We start from the raw sequence: 25,615 nt of genomic DNA on the forward strand, positions 1-25,615 counted from the left end.
GTCCGCGAGCGGGAGGGCCCCTGGCGCCCCGTCCGCGCGATGGCGGCCCGCCGCCTATCCTTGAGGGCGATGTCGAACTCCCGCGCCGAGGCCGCCTACCTGCGCTCCCTCGGCGCCTTCCGGACGCCGACCCTCGATCTCCTCCACGGCCGCTACGCGCCGTTCGTCGTCGCCGCCCTGTCGCTCGTGTTCACCGTCGACCGGCAGGCCGTGGCGGTCGCCGACGCGCACGCCGAGGTGGGGGAGCTGCTCGAGGAGCTGCGCTCGGCCGGGTACGACGAGGGCGAGCGCGCTCTGCCGAGCGGCACGGCGCGCGAGGTGTGCCGCTACTGGGTCCGCGTCGGCTGGCTCGTGCCGCAGATCGAGGGCGAGGCCGAGGTCTACCGGCTGAGCGCCCACGCCGTGAGCGCCCTCGAGATCACCGGGCGCACCGGAGGTGGCCGCACGCGCGTCTCGAACTCGCGGGTGCGCACCCTGCTGGAGGCGGTCGAGCGACTGGCCGCGGACGTCGAGCCCGACCCGGAGGCCCGGCTCTCGCGGCTCCGCGAGGAGCGGGCGCGCCTGGACGTCGAGATCGCCGCCCTCGAGGAGGGCGCCGGTCTCGAGCCGGCCGACGACGAGCAGCTCCTGGAGGAGGCCGAGAACGTGGTGCACCTCGCCCGCGAGCTGCCGGCCGACTTCGCGCGGGTGGCGGAGTCGATCAAGGCGATGCAGCGCGACGTGGTCGCGGATCTGCGCCGCGACGTCCGCCCGACCGGCGAGGTGCTGCGGGAGTACCTCGAGCGCGGGCAGCACGTGATGCAGGCGACCAGCGAGGGCCGTGCGTTCGCCGGAGCCCTCCGCCTCCTGGGCGACCCCGAGCGGATCGACGCGCTCGCCGACCAGCTCCACACGGTGCTCGTGCAGCCGTTCTCCCGCCTGATGGACCCGGCCCAGCGCGGGGAGCTGGCCGCGATCGGCCGCCGGGTGGAGCTGGGCGTGCAGGAGGTCCTGACCGCGCAGCGTCGCGCGTCCCACGTCATCACGGGCCAGGTCCGCACCCACGACCCCGCTCGCGACCGCCAGGTGGACGAGCTGCTGCGCGACGTGATGGCGGGGCTCCAGGAGTGGACGGGCGGGATCTCGCCGGACGCGCCGGTCACGCCGCTGCGGCACCTGCCCGTCGCCGGGATCGGCCACCTGCGCCAGACCCTGGGAGACGTGCGCCCGGCCGGCGGGCCGGCGCCCCTGGCCGGAGACGACGGCGACGCCGAGTTTGTCGGCGACGACAGCCGGGCCTGGGGCGGTCCCCGCTACGCGGAGCTGGAGGCCTACGTGGCGGAGCTCGGCGACGAGTTCGATCTGGCGGACGCGTTCAGCGCGGCTCCGGAGGACACGCGACGGCCCGTCGACCTGCTCGGGCTGCTCGAGATCGCGCACCGGACGGGCCTCGTCGACCGCGAGGGCTACTCCGTCGTGAGCACGCGCCGACCCGACGGGACCGTGCGCCGCTTCGCCTTCGGATCCGTGACCGCCCGCACCGAGGAGGAGACCGACGATGAGTGACACCCTGGCGACCGACGGGCCCGCCGCCGATCCGTTCATCGCGCCCGTGTCGATGGAGGAGGACCCCGACGAGCTCTTCCCCGGCGACCGCGGCGTCCTCGACACCGAGGTGCGCCGGGTGCTCGTGCACGTGCTGCAGCGCCGCTTCCTCCTCGCCGACCGCCACCGCGAGCAGTGGGCCGTGCTCCAGGAGCACCGGCAGCTGATCGAGTCGCGGCTGAACGACCTGTTCGTGCGGCTCGTCGTCGACCACGAGCGCGGGGTCGCCTACAAGCAGCAGGTGCGCTCCGACGAGGTGGAGATGCCGGTGCTGCTGCGCGACCTCCCCTACACCCGCGCCGAGACGCTGGTGCTGGTGCACCTGCGCACGGTCCATCAGCGGGAGTCGGCGGCCGGCGAGGCGTCGGCGCGCGTGGACGTCGAGGAGGTCGAGCAGACGGTGCTCAGCTACTTCGCCGACGCCGAGCGCGACACCGCCCGCCGGCAGCGCATGGTCCGCAAGGCGCTGGAGCGGCTCGGCCGCGACGGCATCGTCGACGAGGAGTCCGCAGGGCGGTACCGGATCAGCCCGATCGTGGAGATCGTGCTGAGCGCGCCGAAGCTGCGGGAGCTGAGCGACTGGCTGCGCGGGCGGGCGGGCGAGGCCGCTTCCTCGGTGGTCGCAGACGCGGCGCTCGCCGAGGAGCCCGGCTCGGACGACGCGGAGCAGGCGGACGACGACGCGCTCGAGGGCGACGGCCTCGACGAGGACGCGGACCCGCCCACGGACGGCGTCCTGCCCGGAGCCGATGTCGCGGACGACGAGCCGCTGGACGACGAGCCGACCGACGACGACACCCCCGACCCGGAGGACGACCCCCGATGACGATGCTCGACACCCTCTTCGGCCTGATCCCCGCCGCCTCCCGCGGTCAGCAGTGGCTCGCCGAGGACCTGCAGCTGGTCAACTGGGGCGGCTACGACGGCGCGCACCGGGTCCGCTTCTCGCCGGGGGCCACACTGCTCTGCGGCGGCTCCGGCTCCGGCAAGTCCACGCTGATGGACGCCTACATCGCCCTGATGATGCCGCACACCACGCCGTTCAACGGCGCCTCGAACGGCGGAGTGACGGGCCGTCCGCGCGGCGAGGACCAGCGCAACATCCTCTCCTACGCGCGCGGCAAGCTCGACGAGTCGCGCACGGACGAGGGCACGACCATGCGCGTCCTGCGCGGCGACGGAGTCGACACCTGGACCGCCGTCGCGATGACCTGGGTCGACCACGACGGCTCGCGCTTCAGCGCGGTCCGCGCCTGGTACGTCCCGGCCGGCTCCCGGGTGCTCGAGGAGACCGTGCGGATCCGCGCGAGCGCCGAGGGCCCGGTCGACGTCGCCGCGCTCGACCGGGCGGCGGCGCACCGCTTCTCCGACGCGTCGCTGCGCGCGGCGGGCCTGGATCCGCTCGGCACCGATCGCGAGTTCTCGGCGCGTCTGCACGCGGTGCTCGGCATCGGAGCGGCGGGAGCCGGATCGAAGGCGATGAGCCTGCTCGCCCGCATCCAGGCCGGTCAGCAGATCACGACCGTCGACGACCTCTACAAGCGGCTCGTGCTCGAGGAGCCCGAGACCCTGGCCTCCGCCGACGCGGTCGTCGCCCACTTCGACGAGCTCGAGAGCACCCGGCAGCGGATGCTCACCGCGCGCCAGCAGGTCGCGGCACTCGAGCCGTTGCGGGGCCTGCGCCTGCGCATCGCCGCGTCCGCGGAGCGCGTGCGCCTCATCGACGCACTCGGGGAGTTCGATGCCCCGGTGTCGCCGGCGGCTCTGTGGCGCGCTGAGCAGCGCCTCGGCCTGCTGCGCGACGTCGAGGCCGAGCTGCGCGAGCGCACCCGCGCCGTCGACGCCGTGCTCCGCGAGAAGCGAGCCCTCGCCGAGGCGGCGGAGTCGGAGCGGGACGGGCTCGCCGAGGTGCTGCGGGCCTCCGGCGGCGACCGCCTCGAGACGGCCCAGCGCGAGCTCCGCGAGGTGGAGCGGCGGCTGGGCGCGGCGCGCGAGAACCGCGCCCGGCTCGAGGAGGACCTGCACGCTCTCGGCGAGCCGGAGACCACCCGCGAGCGGTTCGAGGCGGTGCTCGCCCGGGCGGCGAGCGCGGCCGACGCCAAGCGCAGCACCCGTGCGGCCTGGTCGGACGCGGTCGCCGAGCGGAAGGCCGCGGCGCGCGAGCTCGCCGAGCTCGAGGCGGAGCAGCGCTCGGCCTCGGACCGTCGGGACAGCATCCCCCGGCCTCTGCACGAGGCGCGGGAGCGGATCGCGGAGGCAGCCGGCCTCACCGCCGACGACCTGCCCTTCGTCGGCGAGCTGGTCGAGGTGCGTGCCGAGTTCGAGCCCTGGCGCGAGGCGTTCACGCTCGCCCTCGGCGGCTTCGCGACGACGCTGATGATCGACTCCGCCCACCTCGACCGCTTCCGCCGCGCCATCGACTCCCTCCGGCTCCCGGTCCGGCTCCGCTACGAGGGCGTGGAGACCGGGCTCGAGGAGGTGCGGGGCCTCGACCCGCAGACGCTCCCCGGGCGCCTCGACTACCGCGCCACCGCCTTCACCGGCTGGCTGCAGGACCGGCTCGAGGACCGCTTCGGCTACGTGTGCGTCGACAGCGCTGCGGAGCTCGGACGCCACCGGCTCGCCCTGACCCTCACCGGTCAGCTCTCGCAGGGGCAGCGCGGTGCGCACGGCGGCCACGGCGCCGCGAACGTCCTCGGCTTCTCCAACTCCCGTCGACTCCGCGAGCTGAACGCCCTGGTCGAGGCGGCCCGGGCCCGCAGCGCGGCGGCGGTCTCGGCGGCGTCGGCGGCGGAGGAATCCCTCGATGCACTCGACGACCGGATGACGCGTCACGCCCGCCTCGCGCTGGTGAGCTGGGAGACGGTCGACGTCGAGTCGCTGCTCGCCGAGCAGGAGCGCTGGGAGGCGGTCGGCGCCGAGGCTGCGGAGGCGAACCCCGAGCTCGCCGGGCTGCAGGAGCAGATCGACGGGCTGCGCGGCCGCCTCGAGCGCCTCCGCCAGGAGATCGCCCGCGCCGGTGTGGAGCGCGAGCGGATCGAGGCGGAGTGGGCCGTCGTGGTCGACGACGTCGACGCGAGCCAGGCGGTTCTCGATGCGGCGGAGCGCGCAGGACGCGAGCTCGACGACGACCAGCGCGCCTTCCTGGACGCCCGGTTCACGCTGACCGAGGCCGCGGCGTCCGGCAGCGCCTCGGACGTCCTGGTCCGCTTCGACGCAGCGCTCGCCACGGCAGCGCAGCGACTGGCGGAGGACCGCCGCTCCGCGGCCGAGGCGCACGAGCAGCAGCGCGAGAGCGCCGGCCGGATCATGGCCGGCTTCCTCGACCGCTGGCCGAACCCCAACCTGCTCGCGGACCCCGAGGCGTCCGCGGGCGACTTCGAGCGGCTGCTCGACGCCCTCGAGACCAGCGGCCTGCACCGGCTCGAGGCCGAGTGGCGCGACAGCCTGCTCACGCTCTCCGGCAACGACCTCACGAGCTTCGACTCCACGCTCGGCCGCTCGCTGCGAGAGATCCGCGAGCGGATCGAGCCGATCAACGTGATCATGCAGGATCTGCCGTTCTACGACGACGGCCACCGCCTGCAGATCACGACGCGCGAGAACCAGTCGGAGGTGCGCCGTCGCTTCCGCCGCGAGCTCCGCGAGGTGCGCGCGCAGATCCAGGCCGTGTCCGCGGAGGAGGAGCGCGAGCAGGTCTACCGGCGGATGTCCCGGCTCATCCAGCGGCTGCGGCGCACCGCGCCCGACTTCGGCGACCTCGTCGACGTCCGCAACCACGTCCGGGTCAGCGCCGAGCGCGTGGACGCCGTCACCCGAGCGCACGTGGCGCTGTACGACCACATCGGCGAGAAGTCCGGCGGGGAGTCGCAGGAGCTGATCGCCTTCATCGTCGGAGCGGCGCTGCGCTACCAGCTCGGCGACGCGGGAGCCGACCGCCCCCGGTACGCCCCGGTCTTCATGGACGAGGCGCTGATCAAGGCCGACGCCCACTTCACCAAGCGGGCGATCGGTGCGTGGCGCGGTCTCGGCTTCCAGCTCGTGATCGGCGCCCCGAACGACAAGTACAGCGCGATCGAGCCGCACGTCGAGGTGGAGTACGACATCCTCAAGGACACGCGCGGACGCTCCTGGGCCAGGCCGAAGGTGGGCCTGGCCCCCTAGGGCTTCGTGCCGATCTTCGCGTGGCTGCGCGAGTAGGCGAAGTAGATCGCGAAGCCCACGGCCAGCCAGATCAGGAAGCGCAGCCAGGTCTCGATCGAGAGGTTGAGCATCAGGTAGGTGCAGATCAGGGCGGAGAGGAGCGGGAGCCACGGGTTCAGCGGGACCCGGAAGCCGCGCTTCAGGTCGGGCCGCTTGCGGCGCAGCACCACGACGCCGACCGAGACCAGCACGAACGCCGAGAGCGTGCCGATGTTGACCATCTCCTCGAGCACGCCGATCGGAGTGAGCCCGGCGAGCAGCGCGACGACGATGGTCACGACCACGGAGGTGAACCACGGCGTGCGCAGGCGCGGGTGGACGGTGGCCAGGCGCCGGGGGAGGAGTCCGTCGCGCGCCATCGCGAAGATGATGCGCGTCGCTCCGATCAGCAGCGTCAGCACGACGGTGGTCAGACCGGCGACGGCGCCGGCCGAGATGACCGTCGCCATCCAGGTCTGCCCGTGGTAGGCGAACGCGTTGGCGAGCGCGGCCGACGGGTCGAGCTCGCGGTAGGGGACCATGCCGGTCACGACGAGGGCGACGGCGCAGTACAGGACCGTGCAGATGATCAGCGACGCGATGATGCCGATGGGCAGGTCGCGCTGGGGGCGGCGGGTCTCCTCCGCGGTCGTCGCGACGACGTCGAACCCGATGTAGGCGAAGAACACCAGGGAGGCGCCGGCGATGATGCCGCCGACCCCGAACGTGGCCGGCTCGATGCCCGAGAGGAACTGGAGCAGCGGCTGGGTCAGACCGGACGCGGACTGCGAGGGCTCGGCGGCGGGGACGAACGGCGTGTAGTTGGCTGTGTTGACGAACTGCAGGCCCGCGATGATGACGAACAGGACGATGAACAGCTTGATCGCGACGAGCACCAGGTTGACGCGCAGCGATTCCTTGATCCCGAAGGTCATCAGCGCGCCGAGCACGAGGACGAGCAGGATCGCCGGCACGTCGACCACGCCGCCGTAGGTGAGCGCCGGCGGGAGAGTCACTCCCAGCTGCTGCAGCAGCGACCCGAGGTACGCGCTCCACCCCTGCGCGACCACGCTCGCTCCGAGGAACAGCTCGAGGATCAGGTCCCAGCCGATGATCCAGGCGAAGAGCTCGCCGAGGGAGGCGTAGGAGAAGGTGTAGGCGGAGCCCGACACCGGGACCGTGGAGGCGAACTCGGCGTAGCACATGGCCGCGAGGGCGCAGGCGAAGGCGGCGACGACGAAGCTCAGGACGATCGCCGGTCCGGCGATGTCGTGGGCGGCGCGGCCGGTGAGGGTGAAGATGCCGGCGCCGATGACGACTCCGACGCCGAAGACCGTGAGATCGAGCGCGGTCAGCGACTTCTTGAGCTTGTACTCGGGCTCATCGGTGTCGGCGATCGACTGCTCGACGGACTTGGTGCGGAGGAGGCTCACGGTGGTTCTCTCTGTGGGCTGCGGTATGGAGGCGCGAGGGCCATTGGGGAGGATAGCGGGGCGGGCCCCTCTGCCGCGCCCGGCGTCGCGCGAGTACGCTTCCCGGCCATGAGCAGGATCTTCTCTGTGGCGTTCGCCGACGTGCACCCCCTCTACGTGGCGAAGGCGGAGCGCAAGGGCCGGACGAGGGAGGAGGTCGACGAGGCGGTCCGCTGGCTCACAGGCTTCTCGGACGAGGAGCTGGCCCGGCACCTCGAGAGCAGGACGACCTTCGAGGAGTTCTTCGCGGCGGCGCGCCTGCCTCCGCAGGCCTCGGCGATCACGGGGGTGATCTGCGGCGTGCGGGTCGAGACGATCGAGGATCCGCTGATGCAGCGCATCCGGTACCTCGACAAGCTGATCGACGAGATCGCGAAGGGACGGCCGATGGCGAAGGTGCTGCGGGCTCCCGCGGCCGGCTGAGCCGCCGGCCCCGAGCGCTCCTCCACAGGCGCCGATCCGCTCCGGTTCTCCCCGGTCCGGGCCGGCGGGATCTCGCGCCGCCGGCGACGCGAGCAGGGTGTCGGACATGACATCCACACAGCGAACCCCTGCTCCTCCGTCCCGCCGCCGCGATCCCGAAGTCCTGCGGGCGAGCGCGATCCAGGACCTCCTGGCGGCCGTCCCCTCCATCATCGGCATCCGACCGGAGGAGTCCGTCGTGGTGGTGCCGTTCCTCGGCACGCGCGCCGGGGGAGGCTTCCGGATCCCGCTCCCGGAGACGCTGCGCGGGATGGAGGCGGAGGCGCTGGCGGGCGGCTGCGCGGCCATGATGGAGACGATGCCGCGGGCCACCGGTGTGCTGGTGGTGGTCTGCACCCGTGCGGGCTACGCCGAGGAGCGGGGGATCCCGCATCTCGACCTCGGCCACGCGGTGCTCCGGCGCCTGGAGCGCACGCGCCTGGACATCATCGCCGTGGCCTGCATCGCCGCCGACGGATGGGGGCGCTACACGGACGCCGAGGAGTGCCGCAGGCCACGTCCGCTCCTCGAGATCGAGCGGAGCGAGACCGGCGTCCTCGCCCGAGCGGTGGCCGACGAGCCACTGGACATGGACGCGCTCTCCGTGCTGCCGCCGGTCGCCGAGGAGGATCGCGCGCTCGTCGCGGAGGTGCTCCGCCGGCCGCCCCTGGTCGGCGACACGGAACGGCTCGTCGAGCGCTGGCTCAGTGGACCGCGGGACGTCCGCCGCGAAGGACTGATCGTGCGGACCCTGCAGTCGCCGCCCCTCCGCGACCGGGTGACCGTGCAGATCGCGCGGAGCCCGCAGGCAGGAGTGGGAGTGCCGCCCGGCGCGGTGGGCGACGCCCGCGCCGGAACGGACGACGACCACGACCTCGAGCTGTCGGCCCTGCTGCTCGGCAGCGGGCGTGCTCCGGAGCGCGGCCGTCTGGCGCGGGCGACCGGGCTCCTCGCCCGCGCCGCCGCGCTGGCGCCGGAGGAGGCGCGCTCCTCCGTGCTCACCGTTCTCGCGTGGTGCTGGTGGGCGAGGGGTGTCTCGAGCCTCGCCGGGCTCCACCTCGACGAGGCGCTGCGGCTCGACCCCGACGACTCGATGGCCCGGCTCTACGCCTCGCTGTTCGCGGCCCGCCCCCTGCCGGACTGGGTGCTCGCGGCCGCTGCCGAGGCGCTCGACGCCGCGAGCGCCTGAGGTCGGGCGCCGGCCGGTGCGCTCGTCCCGGAGACGGATGCTCTTGCGCGGGGGAGGGGACGGCCCTAATGTGCAACCACATGGTTGTACGAATGGACGCCGACATCGACCTGCTCTTCCGGGCGCTGGCCGACAGCACCCGCCGCGACATCGTCGCCCGGGTGCTGGTCGGCGAGCAGTCCGTCTCCGCACTCGCGGCGCGCTACGAGATGTCGTTCGCGGCGGTGCAGAAGCACGTGGCCGTCCTCGAGCGGGCGGCACTCGTCCGCAAGCGGAGGAGGGGGCGGGAGCAGCTGGTGCAGGGCGAGGTCGCCGCAGTGCGGCGGGCGTCGCGCCTGCTCGACGCCTACGAGCAGCTGTGGGCGGGGAGGATCGACCGCATGTCGGACCTCCTCGACGAGGAGTGACACCCGCGAGCCGACCGGCGCGCGGGATCTGCTGGAGGGAGAGGCGCGATGAGCGTGCTGCAGTCCGTGAAGGACATCGAGGAACTGACCCTGACCGTGACCGCCGAGTTCGACGCGCGGATCGAGCGCGTCTGGCTCCTCTGGACGGATCCGCGCCGCCTCGAGCGCTGGTGGGGGCCGCCGACCTGGCCGGCGACCTTCGAGCGGCACGAGCCGGTCGAGGGCGGACGGAGCGCCTACGTCATGACGGGACCGGACGGCGAGCAGGCGCGCGGCTGGTGGCGCGTGACCCGGGTGGAGGAGCCGACGCGGTTCGAGTTCGAGGACGGCTTCGCCGACGAGCGCGGCGACCCGGTCGACGCGCTGGGGATCACCCGGGCCACGGTCACCCTCGACGAGATCGAGCCGGGGCGCACGCGGATGGTCCTCAGCAGCCGTTTCGAGTCGGTCGAGCAGCTCGAGCAGATGGTCCAGATGGGCATGGAGGAGGGACTCCGCCAGGCGATGGGGCAGATCGACGCGATCCTGCTCGAGGACTGAGTCGGCGCCGTCGCCCCGAAGGCCTCGGCGCTCGCCGCGCCGAGCCTCCGTGTGGAGGAGCCGCCCGCGCTACTGCTCGGAGTCGGTGAGGGCGGCGGCGTAGGCGCGGACGGAGCGCTGGTACCGGGGGAGCCCCGGAGCCAGCGCCTCCAGCGCGATCCGCAGGGCCTCGTCGACGCGCCCGGCGCTGTGCAGGGCGAGCGCGAGGAACACCTCCCGCGCGGAGCCCACCGCGGGGTGCGCGGCGGCGCCGGCGAGGAGGTCGATCGCCTCATCGGTGCGGCCGAGGTTCCGGAGTGTCGAGGCGTACTGGATCGTCAACCGCGCCCGCCGCTCGTCATCCAGGCCGGCGGCGAGGGCGCGCTCGTACTCGACCGCCGCCTCCGCCCCGTGTCCCGCGCTGTCGAGGCCGCCGCCCAGCTCGAAAGCGGCGACTCCGTCGTGTCCCGGGTAGCGGGCTGCGAGGACGCGCATCCGCTCGACGACGCCGTCCGGGTCGTCCTGAGCGTCGAGGCGCTCGACCGCCGCGAGCCAGAGGGCGAGCGCGTCGGTCTCGGGGCGGTCGGGGTCGGAGGCGCGTGTCTCGATCACGCCTCCGACGCTACCGCGCCCGCACAGTGCGGGGAGCGGGGCTACGAGGCGGTCGAGTCGGCGCCGTCGTCGTCCGACTCGCCGTCGTCGGAGCCGGAGGTGCCCGCTCCGACCGGCGCGGCGCGTCGGCCGGCCTCGATCAGGGCGGTCGACGCAGCCGCTCCGCCGACCAGGGCGACCAGCGCCCAGCCGGCTCCCCACTTGCGCTTGCCGATCAGGGCGTCGAACGAGAGCGCGCCGGGGCCGTCCGCGACGATCGCGGCCGTCGCCGCGACGAGGACGGCGTTGTACTCCCACCCGCCGCCCGCGTTCCACAGGCCGTTGCTCCAGTGCACCTTGCGCACGGCGGTGACCATCGTGGCGACGAGTCCGGCGGCGGCGAGCGGAGTCGCGGCGCCGAGGGCGAGGGCGGCGCCTCCGGCCGTCTCGGTCACCGCTGCGGCGACGGCGTTGCGCCGGGCCGGGTGCATCTCCAGGCTCGACATCATCTGCTCGGTGCCGTCGAGGCCGGGGCCGTCGAACGAGCCCCGCAGCTTCTGCAGACCGTGTCCGACGAAGAGCCCGCCGACGGCGAGACGGAGAACGAGTGAGCCGACCTTCATGGTGACCTCCGGGGTGGGGTGGGGACGTGTAGTGCGAGGGTCCCGGTTGCGCCGCGCCCGGTCAAGGGGTCGCGCCCGGCGAGCGGGCCGCGCGGGAGGTGTGCGCGCTCGGGGAGGGCTCAGAGCAGCGTGTAGGCGGAGGCGTCCATCATCACGGTGCCGTCGGTGCACACCTGGAGCTCGGCGGGGGCGCGGACCGCGCCGTCCGGGGCGTCGAGGACCTCGGCGACGAGGTACGCGGAGGTCCCGACCGTGCAGCCGTAGGCGCCGGGGGAGTGCCAGGCGACCCGGACGTCCGCCCGGGCGCCCGGGACGAGGATCACGGGAGCGTCGGGGTTCGGGCCGGACGCGTCGGCGACCGCGCTGATCCGGTTCCCGTCGGCGTCGGTCGCGTAGACGCCGGGGATTCCCGCGAGAGCGCAGTCGGAGGAGGAGGTGCTGGTGAGCACGAGGTCGAAGGCGCTGTTCCCGGCACCCGACGCGTCGGGGTCGGGGCGGTACTCCATCGTCAGGTCGGAGCCCGTGCAGCGCGCCGCCGCCGGATCCGCGGCGGGAGAACCGGTCGACGAGGGCTCGGGGGTCGCCGTGACCGTCACGGTCACGGTGGGAGTCGGCGTCGCAGCGGGAGTCGGCGAAGACGTCGGGGTCGCGGTCGCGGTCGGCGTCGGGAGCGGCGTCCGCGCGGACGGGGCTCCGCCGCTGCCCGCGCAGCCGGAGAGGACGAGGACGAGTGCTGCTGCTGCCGGCGCGGAGGCGCCGGTCCGGTGCGAGAACGTGCTCATGTCCGCAGTCTGCCACCGCCCGGACCGAACGGCCCCGCGGATCCGCGAGCATGCTCGGAGATCCCGGACAGGGAGGCGGAGGACCGATGCGGCGGGCGTCCGGAGGTGCCCCTCCTCGCGCCCGCCGCACCGGGGTCGGCGCTAGACGCGGACGACCATCTTCCCGGTGTTGCCGCCGCTCATCATCGAGAGGAACGCGTCCACGGCGTGGTCGATGCCGTCGACGACGGTCTCGTCGTAGGCGATCTCTCCGTCGGCGAACCAGCCGGCCATCAGCCGGTTGAACTCCGGCGCGTGGTCGAGGTAGCCGGACAGCGTGAATCCGCGCAGCGTGAGACCGCGGGTGATGATGTTCGCCATGTTGTCGGGGCCGGGCGTCTTCTCGGTGCTGTTGTAGCCGGCGATCGCTCCGCAGAGCGCCGCGCGGCCGCCGTCGCGGAAGGCGTCGAGGGCCGCTTCGAGGTGGTCGCCGCCGACGTTGTCGAAGTACACGTCGATCCCGTCGGGCGCGGCCTCGGCCAGCTGCTCGCGGACCGGGCCGGAGTGGTAGTCGAAGGCGGCGTCGTAGCCGTACTTCTCGGTGAGCAGGGCGACCTTCTCGGCCGAGCCCGCGGATCCGACGACCCGCTCGGCTCCGAGGAGGCGCGCGATCTGACCGGCGGCCGAGCCGACGGCTCCCGCGGCGCCCGAGACGAAGACGGTGTCGCCCTCCTTCATGCCCGCGATGGCGGTGAGCCCGACGTACGCGGTGAGTCCGGTCATCCCGAGGATGCCGAGGCGGAGCGAGAGCGGCACTCCGGGGATCTCGGGGACGACGCGGAACTGCGACGAATCGGCCTGCACGACGTCGCGCCAGCCGAGCTGGTGCAGGACCGCGCTGCCGACGGGGAACGCGGGGTCGTCGGAGACGGTCACCCGGCCGACGGCACCGCCGGTCATGGTCTCGCCGAGGGCGAAGGGCGGGGTGTAGCTCTTCACGTCGTTCATGCGGCCGCGCATGTAGGGGTCGACCGAGAGGAAGGCGTTCTCGACGCGGATCTCGCCCGCGGCCGGATCGCCGTACTCGACGGTCGCGGTCCGGAAGTCCTCGGCGACGGGCCAGCCGTCGGGGCGGCGGACGAGCTGGATCTGGGTGCTGGTGACGGTGCTCATAGGACCTTTCGTGGTGGTGGAGCGGAGGGGATCAGAGTGAGAGGCCGACGGCGAGAGCGATCACCGCGAGCAGACCCGGGGTCATCTGGGTCAGCGCGGCGCGGCGCTTGGTCGGAGCGGAGAGGAGCAGGACGAGTGCTGCGGCGACCATCGATCCGGCGCCGACGAACACGAGGGCCGCGCCGACGGCGGTGGCGCCGATCGCGACGGCGACGATGCCCGCCACGGTGACGACGGCGAGGAAGAGGTTGTAGAAGCCCTGGTTGTAGGCCATTTCCTTCGTCGCCTCCGCCTCGCCGGCGGTCGTGCCGAACGTCGATCGGGCGCGCGAGGTCGTCCAGAGGACCGACTCGAGCACGAAGATGTAGACGTGCAGCGCCGCGGCGAGAGCGGCGAGCACCAGTCCGAGAACGATCACGGCGGGCCTCCAGGCGATGGTCGTGATGCGGAGGGCTCCGCACCGATTGTGTAACGACCAGTCCACAATATACTGGAGCGAGCGGTCCGCGCCAGTGCGGCGCCGCAGCTGTCACCCCTCAGGAGGAGCACCGTGGGTCGCACGCAGGGCTTCGACACCGAGCAGGTCGTCCGCGCCGCCCGCGCCGTCTTCTGGGAGAGCGGCTTCGAGGAGGCGTCGCTCCCGGACCTGGAGTCCGCGACAGGACTGCGCCGCTCCAGCCTCTACCACGCCTTCGGCAGCAAGCGCGGGCTCTTCGACGCTGCCGTGCAGAGCTACCTCGACGAGGTGGTGCGGCCCCGGCTCGCCCCGCTCGTCGATCCGCGAGGGGCGTCGCCGACGGCGCTCGAGGAGTACTTCACCGGGCTGCGGGCGGCGCTCGCCGACTCCCGCACGCTCTCCGCGAGGAGCGGCTGCCTGCTGCTCAACGCCGCGGGCGCGCCGATCGCGCGCGACGACGCCGTGCGCGAGGTGATCGCCGACTACCGGGCCGAGCTGCTGGGCGCACTGCGCGCCGGAGCGCTGGCCCGCTGGCCCCACGCGCAGGCGTGGGCGTCGGCTCAGGCGGACGTCCTCGTGTCGCTCCTGGTGGCCGCGCTCGTGCTGGCCCGCGTCGATCCGGCGCAGTCGCTCGCCACCGTGGACGCCGCGCTCGCGCTCGTCCGATCCTCCGCGCCCTGACGGCCGTCGCGACGAACGCCGGAGCACCGCTCTCGCGCCGGGCCCGCCCTCGCACCCGGCGCGCCGGGTCGGCCCGCACAGCACGACGCCCCCGTGCGCCTCGCGTCCCGGTGGGACGGATGCGCGCGGGGGCGTCGGACGGGCGGGGTCAGTCGGTGCCGGCGTCGAACGCCGCACCCTCCGAGGCCAGGTCGGTGGCGCGTCCGAGCGCATCGGCCGCTGCGGACCCGCCGCCCTCGGTGATCGCGTCGGCCTCGCCGATCTCGAGCTCGCCGACGAGCTCGGCGGTCGGACCGCCGACGAGGCCGGCGGCCGCGTACTGCTCGAGCCGCGAGCGGGAGTCGGCGATGTCGAGGTTGCGCATCGTGAGCTGCCCGATGCGGTCCTCGGGGCCGAAGGCGGCGTCGCCGACCCGCTCCATCGAGAGCTTGTCGGGGTGGTAGCTCAGCGCGGGGCCGGTCGTGTCGAGGATCGTGTAGTCGTCGCCGCGGCGCAGTCGCAGGGTGACCTCCCCGGAGACGGCCGAGCCGACCCAGCGCTGGATGGACTCGCGCAGCATCAGCGACTGCGGGTCGAGCCAGCGGCCCTCGTACATCAGGCGGCCGAGACGGCGGCCCTCCGAGTGGTACTGCGCGACGGTGTCCTCGTTGTGGATCGCGTTCAGCAGGCGCTCGTAGGCGATGTGCAGCAGCGCCATGCCGGGGGCCTCGTAGATGCCGCGGCTCTTGGCCTCGATGATCCGGTTCTCGATCTGGTCCGAGACGCCGAGCCCGTGGCGTCCGCCGATCGCGTTCGCCTCGAGCACGAGCGCGACGGCGTCCGAGAACTCGACGCCGTTCAGCGCGACGGGACGGCCGGCCTCGAAGCGCACCGAGACGACCTCGGAGGCGATCTCGACCTCGTCGCGCCACGACGCGACCCCCATGATCGGCTCGACGAGCTCGAGGCCGCTGGAGAGCTCCTCGAGGCGCTTGGCCTCGTGGGTGGCGCCCCAGATGTTGGCGTCGGTCGAGTAGGCCTTCTCGGTGGCGTCGCGGTAGGGGAAGCCGCGGGCGACCAGCCACTCCGACATCTCGGTGCGGCCGCCGAGCTCGTTGACGAACTGCACGTCGAGCCAGGGCTTGTAGATGCGCAGGCGGGGGTTGGCGAGCAGGCCGTAGCGGTAGAACCGCTCGATGTCGTTGCCCTTGTAGGTCGAGCCGTCGCCCCAGATGTCGACGCCGTCCTCGCGCATGGCGCGGACGAGGAGGGTGCCGGTCACGGCGCGGCCGAGGGGGGTGGTGTTGAAGTAGGTCTTGCCGCCGGAGCGGATGTGGAAGGCGCCGCACTGCAGGGCGACGAGCCCCTCCTCGACCAGCGCGCTCTTCGCGTCGACGAGGCGCGAGATCTCGGCGCCGTACTGGGCCGCGCGGGACGGGACGCTCTCGATGTCGGGCTCGTCGTACTGGCCGATGTCGGCCGTGTACGTGCAGGGCACCGCGCCCTTCTCGCGCATCCAGGCGACGGCGACGGATGTGTCGAGGCCTCCTGAGAATGCGATTCCGACACGCTCGCCCACGGGCAGACTGCTCAACACTTTCGACATGCCTCCGATTTTAGGAGGAACGGGGACCTCCTCCGTGCCGCGGGAGGTCCGAGCCGCCTCCCGGGGCGCCGGCGCGGGGTGCGCTCCGGCCGTGGGAGCACGTCCTCCGTCGATCCGCGTCGATCGCCGCCGCCCCCGACCGGGGCGCGCGAGCCGGCCGGAGGCTCCGTGGTCCGGAGGCGGCGCCCGCGCCCCCGGCGCGGATCGGCCCGCTCCGGCTGAGTAGTTCCGCGCGGCCCGGATGGACGGCCGTGGCGAGCGCGTGCCAGGCTCCGCTCGACCCCGGCTTCCGCCGCCGCCGACTCCGAAAGGGCTCTCCGTGCCACGACCTCCTCATCGCCTCGCGGCGATGACCCTCGCCTGCCTGCTCGCCGCGGGCGGTTCCGCCGCTCTGGCGCCGTCCGCCCTCGCGACGCAGGCCGTCGCCGAGACTCCGACCGCCTTCGTCCCGGGGGAGACTCCGCCCGCAGAGGCGCGCGGATCGCAGACCTACACGAACGCCCTCCTCGGCGGCGACTCGCTCGACGCGGGAGAGCGCATCTTCTCGAACGGAGACTCCGCGAGCTTCGAGATGCAGGCGGACGGCAACGCCGTGATCTACGACGCCGGGCGCCGCCCCGTCTGGAGCACCAGGACCCAGGGCACCGGTGCGACCACGGTGCGGATGCAGGAGGACGGCAACCTCGTCGTCGTGACCGGCTCCGGCACGCCCGTCTGGGCGTCCGGGACCGCGGGAGAGACCGGCGCGCTCGCCCTCATCCAGGACGACGGGCAGCTCGTGCTCGTCCGCCCGAACGGGGACACGGCCTGGTCCTCGGCCGACGAGCAGGAGCCCGAGCCGGAGCCGATCGCCGACGTCCTCGACAGCGGGCGCGAGCTCTCTCCGGGACAGCAGCTGACCGCCTCGGACGGCCGCTCGCGCGCCGTGATGCAGAGCGACGGCAATCTCGTCGTCTACGTGGACGGATCGCCGCGCTGGAGCTCCGTCACCTCCGGAGCGGGCAACCGCCTCGCGATGCAGACCGACGGGAACGCGGTGGTCTCGGCCCCCGGGTCCGGCGTGCGCTGGCAGGCGGGAACGCCCGGGAACCCGGGCGCGCGGATGCGGATGCAGAACGACGGCAACCTGGTGATCACCGCCGCCTCCGGACGGCCGCTCTGGGCGAGCTCGACCTCGCGCGCGCCCGAGATCCGCGACGTCCTCTCCTCCGGCTCGCGGCTCAGCCGGGGACAGCAGCTCACCTCGCCGGACGGCCGGTCGCGCGCCTCCCTGCAGGGCGACGGCAATCTCGCGGTCTACTCGCGGGGGGACGTCCGCTGGGGCGCCGGCACCCAGGGCGAGGGCGAGACGCTCTCGATGCAGTCCGACGGCAACGCCGTGGTCACCTCCGCCTCGGGCCGACCCCTCTGGGCCTCGGGTACGGCGGGCAACCCGGGATCCCGCCTGCAGATGCAGAACGACGGCAACCTGGTCGTCTACTCCGCCTCGGGCCGCGCGCTGTGGGCGAGCGACACCCCTCCGGCGCCGCCCGCGCCCGCCGTCCGGGACACCCTCTCCTCCGGGAGCCGGCTCACGTCCGGACAGCTGCTGCGCTCCTCAGACGGAGGGAGCGAGGCGGTCATGCAGGGCGACGGCAACCTCGTCGTGTACTCGCGCGGCTCGGCCCGCTGGGCGGCCGGCACGTCCGGAGGCGGCAACCGGCTCGAGATGCAGTCCGACGGCAACGCCGTGGTCTACGCGGGCTCCGGCGGAGCGCGCTGGCAGTCCGGCACGGCGGGCAGCCCGGGCTCCCGGATGGTCATGCAGAACGACGGCAACCTGGTGATCTACTCGCCGCAGGGCCGCGCACTCTGGGCGAGCACGCAGGCCGCGGCGCCGGCGCCGGCGCCGGCACCGGCGCCCGGCCCGGGACGACCTGCTTATCCCGGCGACGCCGTGAACTGCGACGACTTCCCGGACCAGGCCTCAGCTCAGCGGTACTTCGACCTGTACTACCCGTACTACGGCGATGTCGCCGGGCTCGACAGGGACGACGACGGGCTCGCCTGCGAGTCCAACTGAAGGCAGCGAAGGTCCGCCCCTGACGGAGGGGCGGGCCTTCGGCCGTGCTCCGACGACGAGAGCCTCACCCTCCTCTCTCAGGCCCGAGCGGTCCCCTGCAGGCTTCCGGGCCACGCTCGCGGGTATCGAGTGGCGAAGACGACCCGCCTGCGCGAGAGGCTCTGCGGCAGACGACCATCGACAAGGCGCCTTGCGCACTGATGCTCCGCTGCCGCCCGAGCTCCCGCGCCGCCGGCGACCCGGCATGCTGGGGCAGGACTCCGCCGACGACGCGGATCGGAAGGACGCCATGACCCCGACGACCCCCTCCAGCCGCGAGAGCCTGCTGGTCACCCCTGACGAGCTCGCCGAGCTCATGGCCTCCACCGAGCCGCCGCTCGTCCTCGACGTGCGCTGGCGCCTCGACCGGCCCGACGGCCGCCCGGAGTACCTCGCGGGCCACCTGCCCGGCGCGGTGCACGTCGACCTCGATCACGAGCTGGCCGCCCACGGCGAGCCGGAGGAGGGGCGCCACCCGCTGCCTCCGATCGAGGTGCTGCAGGAGGCGGCGCGCGGCTGGGGGCTCCGCGGGGGCCGGTCCGTCGTCGTGTACGACGACGCGCGTAGCGTCCCGGCCGCGCGGGCCTGGTGGCTGCTGCGGGCGACGGGAGTGGAGGACGTCCGCCTGCTCGACGGGTCGCTCGCCGGCTGGATCCGCTCGGGGCGGGAGCTCGAGACGGGCGACGTCCCGCGCGAGCGGGGCGACGTCGAGCTGGCCTACGGTCGGCTCCCGGTGCTGGACATCGACGAGGCGGCGGCGCTGCCCTCGGCGGGCGTCCTGCTCGACGCCCGCGCCCCTGAGCGGTACCGCGGCGAGGTCGAGCCGATCGACCCGCGGGCGGGCCACATCCCCGGCGCTCGGAACGCTCCCGCGTCCGCGGCGCTCGACTCCGCGGGGCGGTTCCGGCCCGCCTCCGACCTGCGCGCCGGATTCGAGGCGCTCGGCGTGCGGGAGGACGCCCCCGTCGGCGTGTACTGCGGCAGCGGCGTCTCGGCCGCGGTCGACGTCGTCGCGCTCACGCTCGCGGGCTTCGCGCCGGCGCTCTACCCGGGCTCCTGGTCGCAGTGGTCGAGCACGCCGGGCCGGACGGTGGCGACCGGCCCGGAGGCCTGAACCGCCTGCTCCGGAGCGCCCGCGGAGCTCAGCTGAGGCGGGAGTGCTCGCCGAGGTGGTGCCAGGTGCGGTTGTGGTAGACGAGCGGCGCCGTGGTCTCGGAGTCCTCGGGCACGTGGGCCTCGAGGGCGTGCACGGCGACGATCGTGGACGATCCCGCCTCCATGCGGTTGATCACCGTGCCGCGGATCCAGGCGGCGGCGCCCGGGAAGAACGGCTCGCCCGTGGGCAGCCGCGACCAGAGCGACGTGTCGGCGAAGCGGTCGATGCCGCTGGTCGAGCCCAGGCGCGCCAGGTCGAGCTGCTCCGCCCCGAGCAGGTGCACGACCAGCGTCTCGGACGCCTGGATGGCCGGAGAGCTGGACGAGGCGGACGAGAGCGAGAAGACGAACAGCGGCGGCTCGGCGCTCACCGAGAAGACGGAGGTCGCGGTCAGGGCGACCGGGCCGGTGCCCGGGTCGGCAGTGATCAGCGCGACTCCGGCGGCGTGGTTGCGGAACGCGAGCTTGAAGTCCTCCGGGGAGAGTCCGGCGAAGGCGCGGTGCTCCGGCTCGCGGTCCGGGGTGGTGGCGAGGTTCTCGCGGCTCATCGGAGACTCCTGATCGATCGAGGGTGCGGCACGGGGTGGTGGCCCGCCGTCGCGCCGCAGCACGGCTCCTCCAGACTGGCGCACCGGCCGGGGGAGGGCCGCCCCATTGCGGAGTATGACGCCGCCACCTCGGGGAACGCCGATCCGCCGCTCCCTGTTCCCGATCACGCCGGATCGGGTGCGCGTCGTCGGCGCCGGCGTCCGCGCACCCGTCGCTCGCCCTCAGCGCAACCCGTCGCTGCGGCCGCGGTCTGCGCGCAGACTCGAGGGCATGGCCCACCGTCAGCGCACGTCCACCGCGCGTCCCGAGAGCAAGACCTGCGCCTCCTGCGGTCGCGAGATCGAGTGGCGCGCGAAGTGGGCGCGCGACTGGGAGGACGTCCGCTACTGCTCGGACGCCTGCCGCCGTCGCGGAGTCGGACCGGAGGAGGCGCGCCTCGAGGAGGAGATCCGCACCGTCCTGCTCGCGCGAGCGGCGGCGTCGACGGCGTGCCCGTCCGAGGTCGCGCGCCGGGTCGGCGGCGAGGAGTGGCGGCCGCTGATGGAGCCCGTGCGCCGGGCCGCGCGCCGCCTGGTCGACCGGGGCGAGATCGACATCGTGCAGGGCGGACAGGTCGTCGACCCCTCGCGGGCGAAGGGCCCGATCCGGCTGCGGCGGCGCCCCGGAGGACCCCTGTCGCCGGGCAGCGCCGCGGGCTAGCCTCAGCAGATGCCCAGCAGCGACGCCGTCGTCCTCACCGTCCCCGGACCGCACGGCGACCGGGAGGTGCGGATCTCGAGCCCCGAGCGCGTGCTGTTCCCGGAGCCGGGCATCACCAAGCGCGAGGTCGCGGAGTACCTGATCGCCGTCGGCGAGCCGTTCGTCGCGGCGAACGGCGGCCGCCCCGTCTCGCTGCAGCGCTTCTCCTCCGGGATCGAGGGCGAGCAGTTCTTCTCGAAGAACCCGCCCAAGGGCGCGCCCGAGTACGTCCGGTCCGTCCCGGTGACGTACCCGAGCGGGCGGGTGCATCCGCAGCTCGTGATCGACGAGCCCGCGGCCGCCGTCTGGGCGGCGCAGATGAACACCGTCGTCTTCCACCCGTGGGCGTCCCGCGCCGATGCGCCCGACCTGCCCGACCAGCTCCGGATCGACCTCGACCCGCAGCCCGGCACCGACGTCGCCGACGCGGTCGTCGCCGCGCACGCGCTGCGGGAGGTCCTGCGGGAGGCCGGCCTCGACCCGTTCGTGAAGACGTCCGGCAACCGCGGCCTGCACGTCTTCGCGCCGATCGTCGCCGAGCACGAGTTCCTCGACGTCCGCCACGCGGTGATCGCCGCGGCGCGCGAGCTGGAGCGGCGGATGCCCGGGCAGGTCACGACGGCGTGGTGGAAGGAGGAGCGCGGCGAGCGGATCTTCGTCGACTTCAACCAGGCCAACCGCGACCGGACGATCGCCGGTGCCTACAGCCCGCGGCCGCTCGCGCACGCTCCCGTCTCCACTCCGCTGGACTGGGACGAGCTCGACGGCGTCGACCCGCGGGCCTTCACGATCCGCACGGTCCCGGCGCGCCTCGCCGAGCGCGGTGATCCGTGGGCACGGATGCACAACGCCCCCGGCCGCCTCGACGCCCTGCTCGGCTGGTGGGAGCGCGATGTCGCCGCCGGCCTCGGCGAGCTGCCGTTCCCGCCCGACTTCCCCAAGATGCCGGGCGAGCCGCCCCGCGTGCAGCCCAGCCGCGCGAAGAAGGCCTAGCCGAGGACGTCGCCGAGGTCGTACGCGGTCGGCTGCTCCAGCTGCTCCATGGTGGAGGAGGCGGCGTCGCGGTCCGGGCGCCAGCGCTCGAACTGCACGGTGTGCCGGAAGCGGTCGCCCTCGCGCTGGTCGTAGCGGACCTCGAGCACGAGCTCGGGACGCAGGCGCACGAAGGAGGTGTCGCGGCCGATCGAGAACCGGCTCCGCTCGCCCTCGCCGCGCACCGGTGCTCCCTCCGCGTCGCGCTCGACCGCGGGTGCGAGCTCCTCCAGCAGCTGCACGCGACGCTCGTCGCTGAAGGCCGAGGCCCCGCCGACCTGGCGGACCTCTCCGTCGTCGCCGTGCAGGCCGAGCAGGATCGAGCCCACGCCCGGCTTGGAGGCGTGCTCGCGGTACCCGATCGCGATCACGTCGGCCGTGCGGTGGTGCTTGACCTTGAGCACGGCGCGCTTCCCGGGGGAGTAGGGCGCGGCCAGGGGCTTCGCCACGACGCCGTCCAGTCCTGCGCCCTCGAAGCGCTCCAGCCAGTCGCGCGCCAGGGCCTCGTCGTCGGTGGCGCGGCCGAGGTGCAGCGGATGCGGGACGCCGGCCATCACGGCGGCGAGCGCCTCCCGCCGCGCCGAGTACGGCTCCTCGAGCATGCTGCGCCCGTCCACGGCGAGCAGGTCGAAGGCGACGAGCATCGCCGGGGTGGTCTCCGCCAGCATCCTCACGCGGCTCGCGGCCGGATGGATGCGCTGCGAGAGCAGGTCCCAGTCGAGCCGCTGCGCTCCCGGCTCGCCGGTCGCCAGGACGATCTCGCCGTCGAGCACGCAGCCGTCGGGGAGCAGCCGGAGGAAGGCCTCGACGAGCTCGGGGAAGTACCGGGTCAGCGGCTTGGAGCCGCGGCTCCCGATCTCGCACTCCCCGCCGGAGACCGAGACGATCGCGCGGAACCCGTCCCACTTCGGCTCGTAGGAGTATCCGCCCGCGACGGCGGTCTGCTCCGGCACTGCCGGAACGGCCTTGGCGAGCATCGGGGCGACGGGGAGCGCGAACGGGAGGTCCATGCCCTGATCATCCCGGCCGCGGTCTCGGACCGCACCCCCTTCCGGAAGGCTGTGGACCGGCACGTTCCGGGCCCGCCGCGGAGGTTCGAGGCGTAGCGTTCCCGGCATGAGCATTGACTGGAAGCGCTGGACGCCCGTCGCCGTCGTCCCCGCGGTCGTCGTCGCCGCGGCCGTCGCCCTCCCCCTCTCGGCGAGCGCCGCGGGGGACCTCCCCGAGAAGTCCGCCGCCGACCTCCTCGCCTCCGTCGCCGAGAGCGACGCCACGGCGTTCTCCGGCGAGATCCGGCAGACCTCGGACCTCGGCCTGCCCGACCTCTCGGCGCTCGGCGGCTCCGCCGGCTCGGCGTCCGCCGACCCCGCCGACTCCCTCGTCGAGCTCGCCACCGGCTCGCACCAGGCGCGCGTGTACGTCGACGCCGAGAAGGGCGCGCGCCTCCAGGTGCTCGACCGGCTGGCCGAGCGCGACGTCGTCGCCTCGACGACCGACGGAGTCTGGATCTACGACTCGAGCGCGAACACCGCCACCCACCTCGTGCCTCCCGCGGGCGGAGCCCCCGAGGCCTCGCCGGGCGATCAGGTCGTGACGCCGTCGTCCGCCGCCGAGCAGCTGCTCGCCGCGATCGACCCGACGACCACGGTCGCGGTCGGCTCGGACGTCAGCGTCGCCGGGCGCGATGCGTACGAGCTCGTGCTCACGCCCCGCGACGGCGGCACCCTCGTGGGCTCCGTGACCGTCTCGGTCGACGGCGAGACGGGCCTCCCGCTCGGGGTAGCCGTGACCGCCCGCGGGGGCACCGCGCCCGCGTTCAGCGTCGCGTACACGAGCATCGACTTCTCGACACCCGACGCGTCCCTCTTCTCCTTCACGCCCCCGGCCGGCGCCGAGGTGACGGAGCAGGCCGCTCCGGTCGACGACGAGGCGGACGCCTCCGACGCGCCCGCCGCGGACACGGCCGAGCACTCCGACGTCGTCACCACGGGCTCCGGCTGGACGAGCGTCGTCGAGCTGCCCGCCGGTGACGCCGACGCGCTCTCCTCGCTCGACGCGGTCACCACTCCGGTCGACGGGGGCCGCATCCTCTCCTCCGCCCTGCTGACCGTCCTCGTCACCGACGACGGACGCGTCCTCGCCGGCGCGGTCCCGGCCGAGACGCTCCGCGACGCGGCCTCCGCTCGGTGACGGCGGGCGAGCTCGCCGTCGAGACGCGGGGCCTCACCAAGCGCTTCGGGCGCCAGGAAGCGGTCTCCGGTCTCGACCTCGCCGTTCCCCGCGGCGCCGTCTTCGGCTTCCTCGGCCCGAACGGCTCGGGCAAGACCACGACGATCCGGATGCTGCTCGCCCTCGCCGCGCCGACCGCGGGCAGCATCACCGTCCTCGGGCAGGCCATGCCCCGGCGCGCGGCCGAGGTCCTGCCCCGGGTGGGGGCGCTGGTCGAGGGGCCGGGCTTCTACCCGTTCCTCTCCGGAGCGGCCAACCTCCGGCGCTTCGACGCCGCGGAGGCGGGCACCTCGTCCCGCACCCGCGACACCCGCGCGAAGGAGGCCCTCGCCCGCGTCGGCCTCTCGGCCGCGGCGCGCAAGAAGGTCGGCTCCTACTCCCTGGGGATGAAGCAGCGGCTCGGCATCGCGGTCGCCCTGCTCTCGCCGCGCGACCTGATCGTGCTGGACGAGCCCACGAACGGCCTCGACCCGCAGGGCACCCGCGAGGTCCGCGCTCTCGTGCGCGGACTGAACCAGGACGGCACGACCGTCCTCGTCTCCAGCCACCTCCTGGCCGAGATCGAGCAGCTCTGCACCCACGCCGCCGTCATGCGCACCGGGCGCCTCGTCGCCCAGGGCGGGCTCGACGAGCTGCGCGGGGACGCCGCCTCGGTCGAGCTGCTGACGCCCGACCGCGAGCGCGCGATCGTGGCTCTGCACACCCGGGGTCTGGAGCCGCGCACCGCGCCGGGCCCGCACCCCGCCGATCCGCCGCTGGTCGTCGCCGCTCTGCCGCCCGGGCTCGCGGCCGAGACGCTGGTGGCCGACCTCGTGCGGGCCGACGTCCGCGTCCGCGGGTTCGCCGTCCGCCGCCCCTCGCTCGAGGAGCGCTTCGTCGAGCTGACCGGGGAGGGCTTCGATGTCGAGTGCTGACGCGACCGTCCGCCGCGCGGGGATCGGGTCCCTGCTCGCCTCCGAGCTCGCCCTGCTCTTCCGCCGGCGCCGCACCTGGGCGCTGCTCGCGGCCCTGGCCGCCATCCCGATCCTGCTCGCCGTCGCGGTGCGGCTCTCGGGCGGCGACGGAGGCGGGCCGTCCTTCGTGGGAGCGATCGCCGGCAACGGCCTCTTCACCGGCTTCGCGGCCATCACGGTCGCCGTCCCGCTGTTCCTCCCGCTCACGGTCGGGGTCGTCGCCGGCGACGCGATCGCGGGCGAGGCCTCGCTCGGGACGCTGCGCTACCTGCTGGTCAGCCCCGTCGGCCGCGTGCGGCTGCTCGCGGTGAAGTTCGCCGCCTCCCTCGCCTTCTGCCTCGCCGCAGCACTCACCGTCATGGTGGTCGGGATCCTGATCGGCCTGGCGCTCTTCCCGGCGGGACCGGTGACGCTGCTCTCCGGCAGCACCGTCCCGCTCGTCGACGCGATCGGCCGGGCCCTGGCGATCGCCGTGTACGCGGCGCTCTCGCTGGTCGGGCTCTCGGCGATCGGCCTCTTCATCTCGACGCTGACCGATGTGCCGGTCGGCGCCATGGCGGCCACCGTGGTCGTCTCCATCGCGGCGCAGATCGTCGGCTCGCTCTCGCAGCTGGACGCCCTCCACCCGTTCCTGCTGACGGACCGGTGGTTCGACTTCGCCGACCTCCTGCGCGACCCGATCGCGTGGAGCTCCTTCGGCGAGAACGCGCTGCTCCAGCTCGCCTACGTCGCCGTGTTCGGGTCGCTCGCGATCGGCCGCTTCACCACTCGCGACGTCCTCTCCTGATCCCGGGGACGACGGAGGCCGCCCTCCCGCACTGCGGTGGGGGCGGCCTCCGGGTCGACGGGGTCAGCCCTGCGGAGCGATCCCGAAGCTGACGGAGCCGCCCTCGTCCACCTGCGCGTCGAGGACCTTGTCGCCGAGAGCGACGGAGGCGGCGACGTCGAGGAACACGCGCGCTCCGTCCTGCTCCACGACGGCGTCCGTCGTCTCGGGGGCCGCGGCGACCGCGACAGCGAAGTTGCGGGCGTCGAGATCGGTGCCGCTGATGCGCAGGCCTCCCTCGACGGGGGTCTCGGTCTGCCCGGTGATGGTCTTGACGACGGTGCTGGCGTTGTCGGTGAGCGTGAGCATCGGGTCGTTCCTTCCGTCCGTGGTCGATGAGGGGGCC

The 25,615-nt window shown here is 74.0% G+C and carries 25 protein-coding genes; 15 read left to right on the forward strand and 10 right to left on the reverse strand.

Annotation, left to right across the window (positions count from 1 at the left end; genetic code table 11):
* Window positions 1-69: 69 nt before the first annotated feature.
* Genes C5B93_RS10535 through C5B93_RS10545 form a run of 3 tightly spaced genes read left to right on the forward strand, consistent with a single transcriptional unit; the run spans window position 70 to window position 5,748 of the window.
* Window positions 70-1,545 (forward strand): DUF3375 domain-containing protein, encoded by a 1,476-nt coding sequence (locus tag C5B93_RS10535; RefSeq protein WP_104250726.1) that lies wholly within the window; start codon window positions 70-72, stop codon window positions 1,543-1,545.
* Window positions 1,538-2,410: a DUF4194 domain-containing protein gene (locus tag C5B93_RS10540; RefSeq protein WP_104292437.1), complete on the forward strand. Its 873-nt coding sequence runs from the start codon at window positions 1,538-1,540 to the stop codon at window positions 2,408-2,410. The genes C5B93_RS10535 and C5B93_RS10540 overlap by 8 nt, the downstream gene beginning before the upstream one ends.
* A complete protein-coding gene (locus tag C5B93_RS10545; RefSeq protein ID WP_104292438.1) occupies window positions 2,407-5,748 on the forward strand; it encodes an ATP-binding protein in 3,342 nt (1,113 codons plus the stop codon). Before C5B93_RS10540 ends, C5B93_RS10545 begins: the two co-directional genes overlap by 4 nt.
* On the opposite strand, the gene C5B93_RS10550 is transcribed toward C5B93_RS10545, so the two are convergent.
* Window positions 5,745-7,199, reverse strand: a complete 1,455-nt coding sequence (locus tag C5B93_RS10550; RefSeq protein ID WP_104292439.1) for an amino acid permease — start codon at window positions 7,197-7,199, stop codon at window positions 5,745-5,747. The genes C5B93_RS10545 and C5B93_RS10550 overlap by 4 nt on opposite strands.
* A 108-nt stretch (window positions 7,200-7,307) precedes the next feature.
* On the opposite strand from C5B93_RS10550, the gene C5B93_RS10555 reads away from it, so the two are divergent.
* The 4 genes from C5B93_RS10555 to C5B93_RS10570 all read left to right on the forward strand — a co-directional run bounded on the left by C5B93_RS10555 (window position 7,308) and on the right by C5B93_RS10570 (window position 9,836).
* Window positions 7,308-7,661: a DUF2200 domain-containing protein gene (locus C5B93_RS10555; protein ID WP_104225408.1), complete on the forward strand. Its 354-nt coding sequence runs from the start codon at window positions 7,308-7,310 to the stop codon at window positions 7,659-7,661.
* 106 nt (window positions 7,662-7,767) lie between these two features.
* Complete coding sequence (locus C5B93_RS10560; protein WP_104292440.1) at window positions 7,768-8,889, forward strand: DUF4192 family protein; 1,122 nt, start codon at window positions 7,768-7,770, stop codon at window positions 8,887-8,889.
* Between the two features lie 80 nt (window positions 8,890-8,969).
* On the forward strand, window positions 8,970-9,296 hold the full coding sequence (locus C5B93_RS10565; protein ID WP_104222609.1) for a metalloregulator ArsR/SmtB family transcription factor: 327 nt from the start codon (window positions 8,970-8,972) through the stop codon (window positions 9,294-9,296).
* A 48-nt stretch (window positions 9,297-9,344) separates the two neighbouring features.
* The gene (locus C5B93_RS10570) at window positions 9,345-9,836 is read left to right on the forward strand and encodes an SRPBCC domain-containing protein (RefSeq protein ID WP_104292441.1); all 492 of its coding nucleotides are present in this window, start codon (window positions 9,345-9,347) and stop codon (window positions 9,834-9,836) included.
* Window positions 9,837-9,905: 69 nt separating this feature from the next.
* Here C5B93_RS10570 and C5B93_RS10575 read toward each other — a convergent pair whose 3' ends face one another.
* The 5 genes from C5B93_RS10575 to C5B93_RS10600 form a co-directional block, all read right to left on the reverse strand.
* Window positions 9,906-10,427, reverse strand: coding sequence for a tetratricopeptide repeat protein (locus C5B93_RS10575; RefSeq protein WP_258068199.1), 522 nt, complete (start codon window positions 10,425-10,427; stop codon window positions 9,906-9,908).
* 41 nt (window positions 10,428-10,468) lie between these two features.
* Window positions 10,469-11,029, reverse strand: a complete 561-nt coding sequence (locus C5B93_RS10580; protein ID WP_104292442.1) for a DoxX family protein — start codon at window positions 11,027-11,029, stop codon at window positions 10,469-10,471.
* Between the two features lie 119 nt (window positions 11,030-11,148).
* Window positions 11,149-11,811 carry a DUF4232 domain-containing protein gene (locus tag C5B93_RS10585; RefSeq protein ID WP_146078483.1) on the reverse strand — a complete coding sequence of 221 codons (663 nt, stop codon included), beginning with the start codon at window positions 11,809-11,811 and terminating at the stop codon, window positions 11,149-11,151.
* A 141-nt stretch (window positions 11,812-11,952) separates the two neighbouring features.
* Window positions 11,953-12,963, reverse strand: coding sequence for an NADP-dependent oxidoreductase (locus C5B93_RS10595; RefSeq protein WP_104292445.1), 1,011 nt, complete (start codon window positions 12,961-12,963; stop codon window positions 11,953-11,955).
* 31 nt (window positions 12,964-12,994) lie between these two features.
* Entirely contained in the window at window positions 12,995-13,381 is a 387-nt protein-coding gene (locus tag C5B93_RS10600) for a DUF1304 domain-containing protein (RefSeq protein ID WP_104267417.1), read from the reverse strand.
* Window positions 13,382-13,513: 132 nt separating this feature from the next.
* On the opposite strand from C5B93_RS10600, the gene C5B93_RS10605 reads away from it, so the two are divergent.
* Window positions 13,514-14,101 (forward strand): TetR/AcrR family transcriptional regulator, encoded by a 588-nt coding sequence (locus C5B93_RS10605; protein WP_104267416.1) that lies wholly within the window; start codon window positions 13,514-13,516, stop codon window positions 14,099-14,101.
* Between the two features lie 148 nt (window positions 14,102-14,249).
* Here C5B93_RS10605 and argG read toward each other — a convergent pair whose 3' ends face one another.
* A complete protein-coding gene (gene argG, locus C5B93_RS10610) occupies window positions 14,250-15,686 on the reverse strand; it encodes an argininosuccinate synthase (RefSeq protein WP_104222545.1) in 1,437 nt (478 codons plus the stop codon).
* Between the two features lie 349 nt (window positions 15,687-16,035).
* Here argG and C5B93_RS10615 point away from each other — a divergent pair, with 349 nt between their 5' ends.
* A complete protein-coding gene (locus C5B93_RS10615; RefSeq protein ID WP_181068378.1) occupies window positions 16,036-17,748 on the forward strand; it encodes an excalibur calcium-binding domain-containing protein in 1,713 nt (570 codons plus the stop codon).
* Between the two features lie 289 nt (window positions 17,749-18,037).
* Entirely contained in the window at window positions 18,038-18,901 is an 864-nt protein-coding gene (locus C5B93_RS10620) for a sulfurtransferase (protein ID WP_104292478.1), read from the forward strand.
* 28 nt (window positions 18,902-18,929) lie between these two features.
* Here the strand turns inward: C5B93_RS10620 and C5B93_RS10625 are convergent, their stop codons facing one another.
* Entirely contained in the window at window positions 18,930-19,490 is a 561-nt protein-coding gene (locus C5B93_RS10625) for a flavin reductase family protein (protein WP_104222547.1), read from the reverse strand.
* A 271-nt stretch (window positions 19,491-19,761) separates the two neighbouring features.
* Between C5B93_RS10625 and C5B93_RS10630 the strand changes: the two genes are divergently transcribed.
* Together C5B93_RS10630 and ligD are read left to right on the forward strand one after the other, a co-directional pair.
* Window positions 19,762-20,190: a DUF2256 and DUF3253 domain-containing protein gene (locus C5B93_RS10630; protein ID WP_104292447.1), complete on the forward strand. Its 429-nt coding sequence runs from the start codon at window positions 19,762-19,764 to the stop codon at window positions 20,188-20,190.
* Window positions 20,191-20,199: 9 nt separating this feature from the next.
* The gene (gene ligD, locus C5B93_RS10635) at window positions 20,200-21,222 is read left to right on the forward strand and encodes a non-homologous end-joining DNA ligase (RefSeq protein WP_181068379.1); all 1,023 of its coding nucleotides are present in this window, start codon (window positions 20,200-20,202) and stop codon (window positions 21,220-21,222) included.
* On the opposite strand, the gene C5B93_RS10640 is transcribed toward ligD, so the two are convergent.
* On the reverse strand, window positions 21,219-22,271 hold the full coding sequence (locus C5B93_RS10640; RefSeq protein WP_104292448.1) for an ATP-dependent DNA ligase: 1,053 nt from the start codon (window positions 22,269-22,271) through the stop codon (window positions 21,219-21,221). The genes ligD and C5B93_RS10640 overlap by 4 nt on opposite strands.
* Before the next feature lie 106 nt (window positions 22,272-22,377).
* Here C5B93_RS10640 and C5B93_RS10645 point away from each other — a divergent pair, with 106 nt between their 5' ends.
* From C5B93_RS10645 to C5B93_RS10655, 3 genes are read left to right on the forward strand one after another with little or no spacing between them, the layout of a single operon-like run.
* Window positions 22,378-23,451: a DUF2092 domain-containing protein gene (locus tag C5B93_RS10645; RefSeq protein ID WP_104292449.1), complete on the forward strand. Its 1,074-nt coding sequence runs from the start codon at window positions 22,378-22,380 to the stop codon at window positions 23,449-23,451.
* Window positions 23,448-24,404: an ABC transporter ATP-binding protein gene (locus tag C5B93_RS10650; RefSeq protein WP_104292450.1), complete on the forward strand. Its 957-nt coding sequence runs from the start codon at window positions 23,448-23,450 to the stop codon at window positions 24,402-24,404. Before C5B93_RS10645 ends, C5B93_RS10650 begins: the two co-directional genes overlap by 4 nt.
* Window positions 24,391-25,230 (forward strand): ABC transporter permease, encoded by an 840-nt coding sequence (locus C5B93_RS10655; RefSeq protein WP_104292451.1) that lies wholly within the window; start codon window positions 24,391-24,393, stop codon window positions 25,228-25,230. Before C5B93_RS10650 ends, C5B93_RS10655 begins: the two co-directional genes overlap by 14 nt.
* Window positions 25,231-25,293: 63 nt before the next feature.
* Here the strand turns inward: C5B93_RS10655 and C5B93_RS10660 are convergent, their stop codons facing one another.
* Window positions 25,294-25,578 carry a hypothetical protein gene (locus tag C5B93_RS10660; RefSeq protein WP_104225397.1) on the reverse strand — a complete coding sequence of 95 codons (285 nt, stop codon included), beginning with the start codon at window positions 25,576-25,578 and terminating at the stop codon, window positions 25,294-25,296.
* Window positions 25,579-25,615 lie beyond the last annotated feature (37 nt).

It is taken from the genome of Rathayibacter sp. AY1A2, assembly GCF_002930935.1.
Lineage (GTDB): Bacteria > Actinomycetota > Actinomycetes > Actinomycetales > Microbacteriaceae > Rathayibacter.

What these genes read in the sequence shown, in the direction of transcription:
- C5B93_RS10535 (WP_104250726.1), top strand. Translation starts at nt 70, where the DNA reads ATGTCGAACTCCCGCGCCGAGGCCGCCTACCTGCGCTCCCTCGGCGCC.
- C5B93_RS10540 (WP_104292437.1), top strand. Translation starts at nt 1,538, where the DNA reads ATGAGTGACACCCTGGCGACCGACGGGCCCGCCGCCGATCCGTTCATC.
- C5B93_RS10545 (WP_104292438.1), top strand. Translation starts at nt 2,407, where the DNA reads ATGACGATGCTCGACACCCTCTTCGGCCTGATCCCCGCCGCCTCCCGC.
- C5B93_RS10555 (WP_104225408.1), top strand. Translation starts at nt 7,308, where the DNA reads ATGAGCAGGATCTTCTCTGTGGCGTTCGCCGACGTGCACCCCCTCTAC.
- C5B93_RS10560 (WP_104292440.1), top strand. Translation starts at nt 7,768, where the DNA reads ATGACATCCACACAGCGAACCCCTGCTCCTCCGTCCCGCCGCCGCGAT.
- C5B93_RS10565 (WP_104222609.1), top strand. Translation starts at nt 8,970, where the DNA reads ATGGTTGTACGAATGGACGCCGACATCGACCTGCTCTTCCGGGCGCTG.
- C5B93_RS10570 (WP_104292441.1), top strand. Translation starts at nt 9,345, where the DNA reads ATGAGCGTGCTGCAGTCCGTGAAGGACATCGAGGAACTGACCCTGACC.
- C5B93_RS10580 (WP_104292442.1), bottom strand. Translation starts at nt 11,029, where the DNA reads ATGAAGGTCGGCTCACTCGTTCTCCGTCTCGCCGTCGGCGGGCTCTTC.
- C5B93_RS10585 (WP_146078483.1), bottom strand. Translation starts at nt 11,811, where the DNA reads ATGAGCACGTTCTCGCACCGGACCGGCGCCTCCGCGCCGGCAGCAGCA.
- C5B93_RS10595 (WP_104292445.1), bottom strand. Translation starts at nt 12,963, where the DNA reads ATGAGCACCGTCACCAGCACCCAGATCCAGCTCGTCCGCCGCCCCGAC.
- argG (WP_104222545.1), bottom strand. Translation starts at nt 15,686, where the DNA reads ATGTCGAAAGTGTTGAGCAGTCTGCCCGTGGGCGAGCGTGTCGGAATC.
- C5B93_RS10615 (WP_181068378.1), top strand. Translation starts at nt 16,036, where the DNA reads ATGACCCTCGCCTGCCTGCTCGCCGCGGGCGGTTCCGCCGCTCTGGCG.
- C5B93_RS10620 (WP_104292478.1), top strand. Translation starts at nt 18,038, where the DNA reads ATGACCCCGACGACCCCCTCCAGCCGCGAGAGCCTGCTGGTCACCCCT.
- C5B93_RS10625 (WP_104222547.1), bottom strand. Translation starts at nt 19,490, where the DNA reads ATGAGCCGCGAGAACCTCGCCACCACCCCGGACCGCGAGCCGGAGCAC.
- C5B93_RS10630 (WP_104292447.1), top strand. Translation starts at nt 19,762, where the DNA reads ATGGCCCACCGTCAGCGCACGTCCACCGCGCGTCCCGAGAGCAAGACC.
- ligD (WP_181068379.1), top strand. Translation starts at nt 20,200, where the DNA reads ATGCCCAGCAGCGACGCCGTCGTCCTCACCGTCCCCGGACCGCACGGC.
- C5B93_RS10640 (WP_104292448.1), bottom strand. Translation starts at nt 22,271, where the DNA reads ATGGACCTCCCGTTCGCGCTCCCCGTCGCCCCGATGCTCGCCAAGGCC.
- C5B93_RS10645 (WP_104292449.1), top strand. Translation starts at nt 22,378, where the DNA reads ATGAGCATTGACTGGAAGCGCTGGACGCCCGTCGCCGTCGTCCCCGCG.
- C5B93_RS10655 (WP_104292451.1), top strand. Translation starts at nt 24,391, where the DNA reads ATGTCGAGTGCTGACGCGACCGTCCGCCGCGCGGGGATCGGGTCCCTG.
- C5B93_RS10660 (WP_104225397.1), bottom strand. Translation starts at nt 25,578, where the DNA reads ATGCTCACGCTCACCGACAACGCCAGCACCGTCGTCAAGACCATCACC.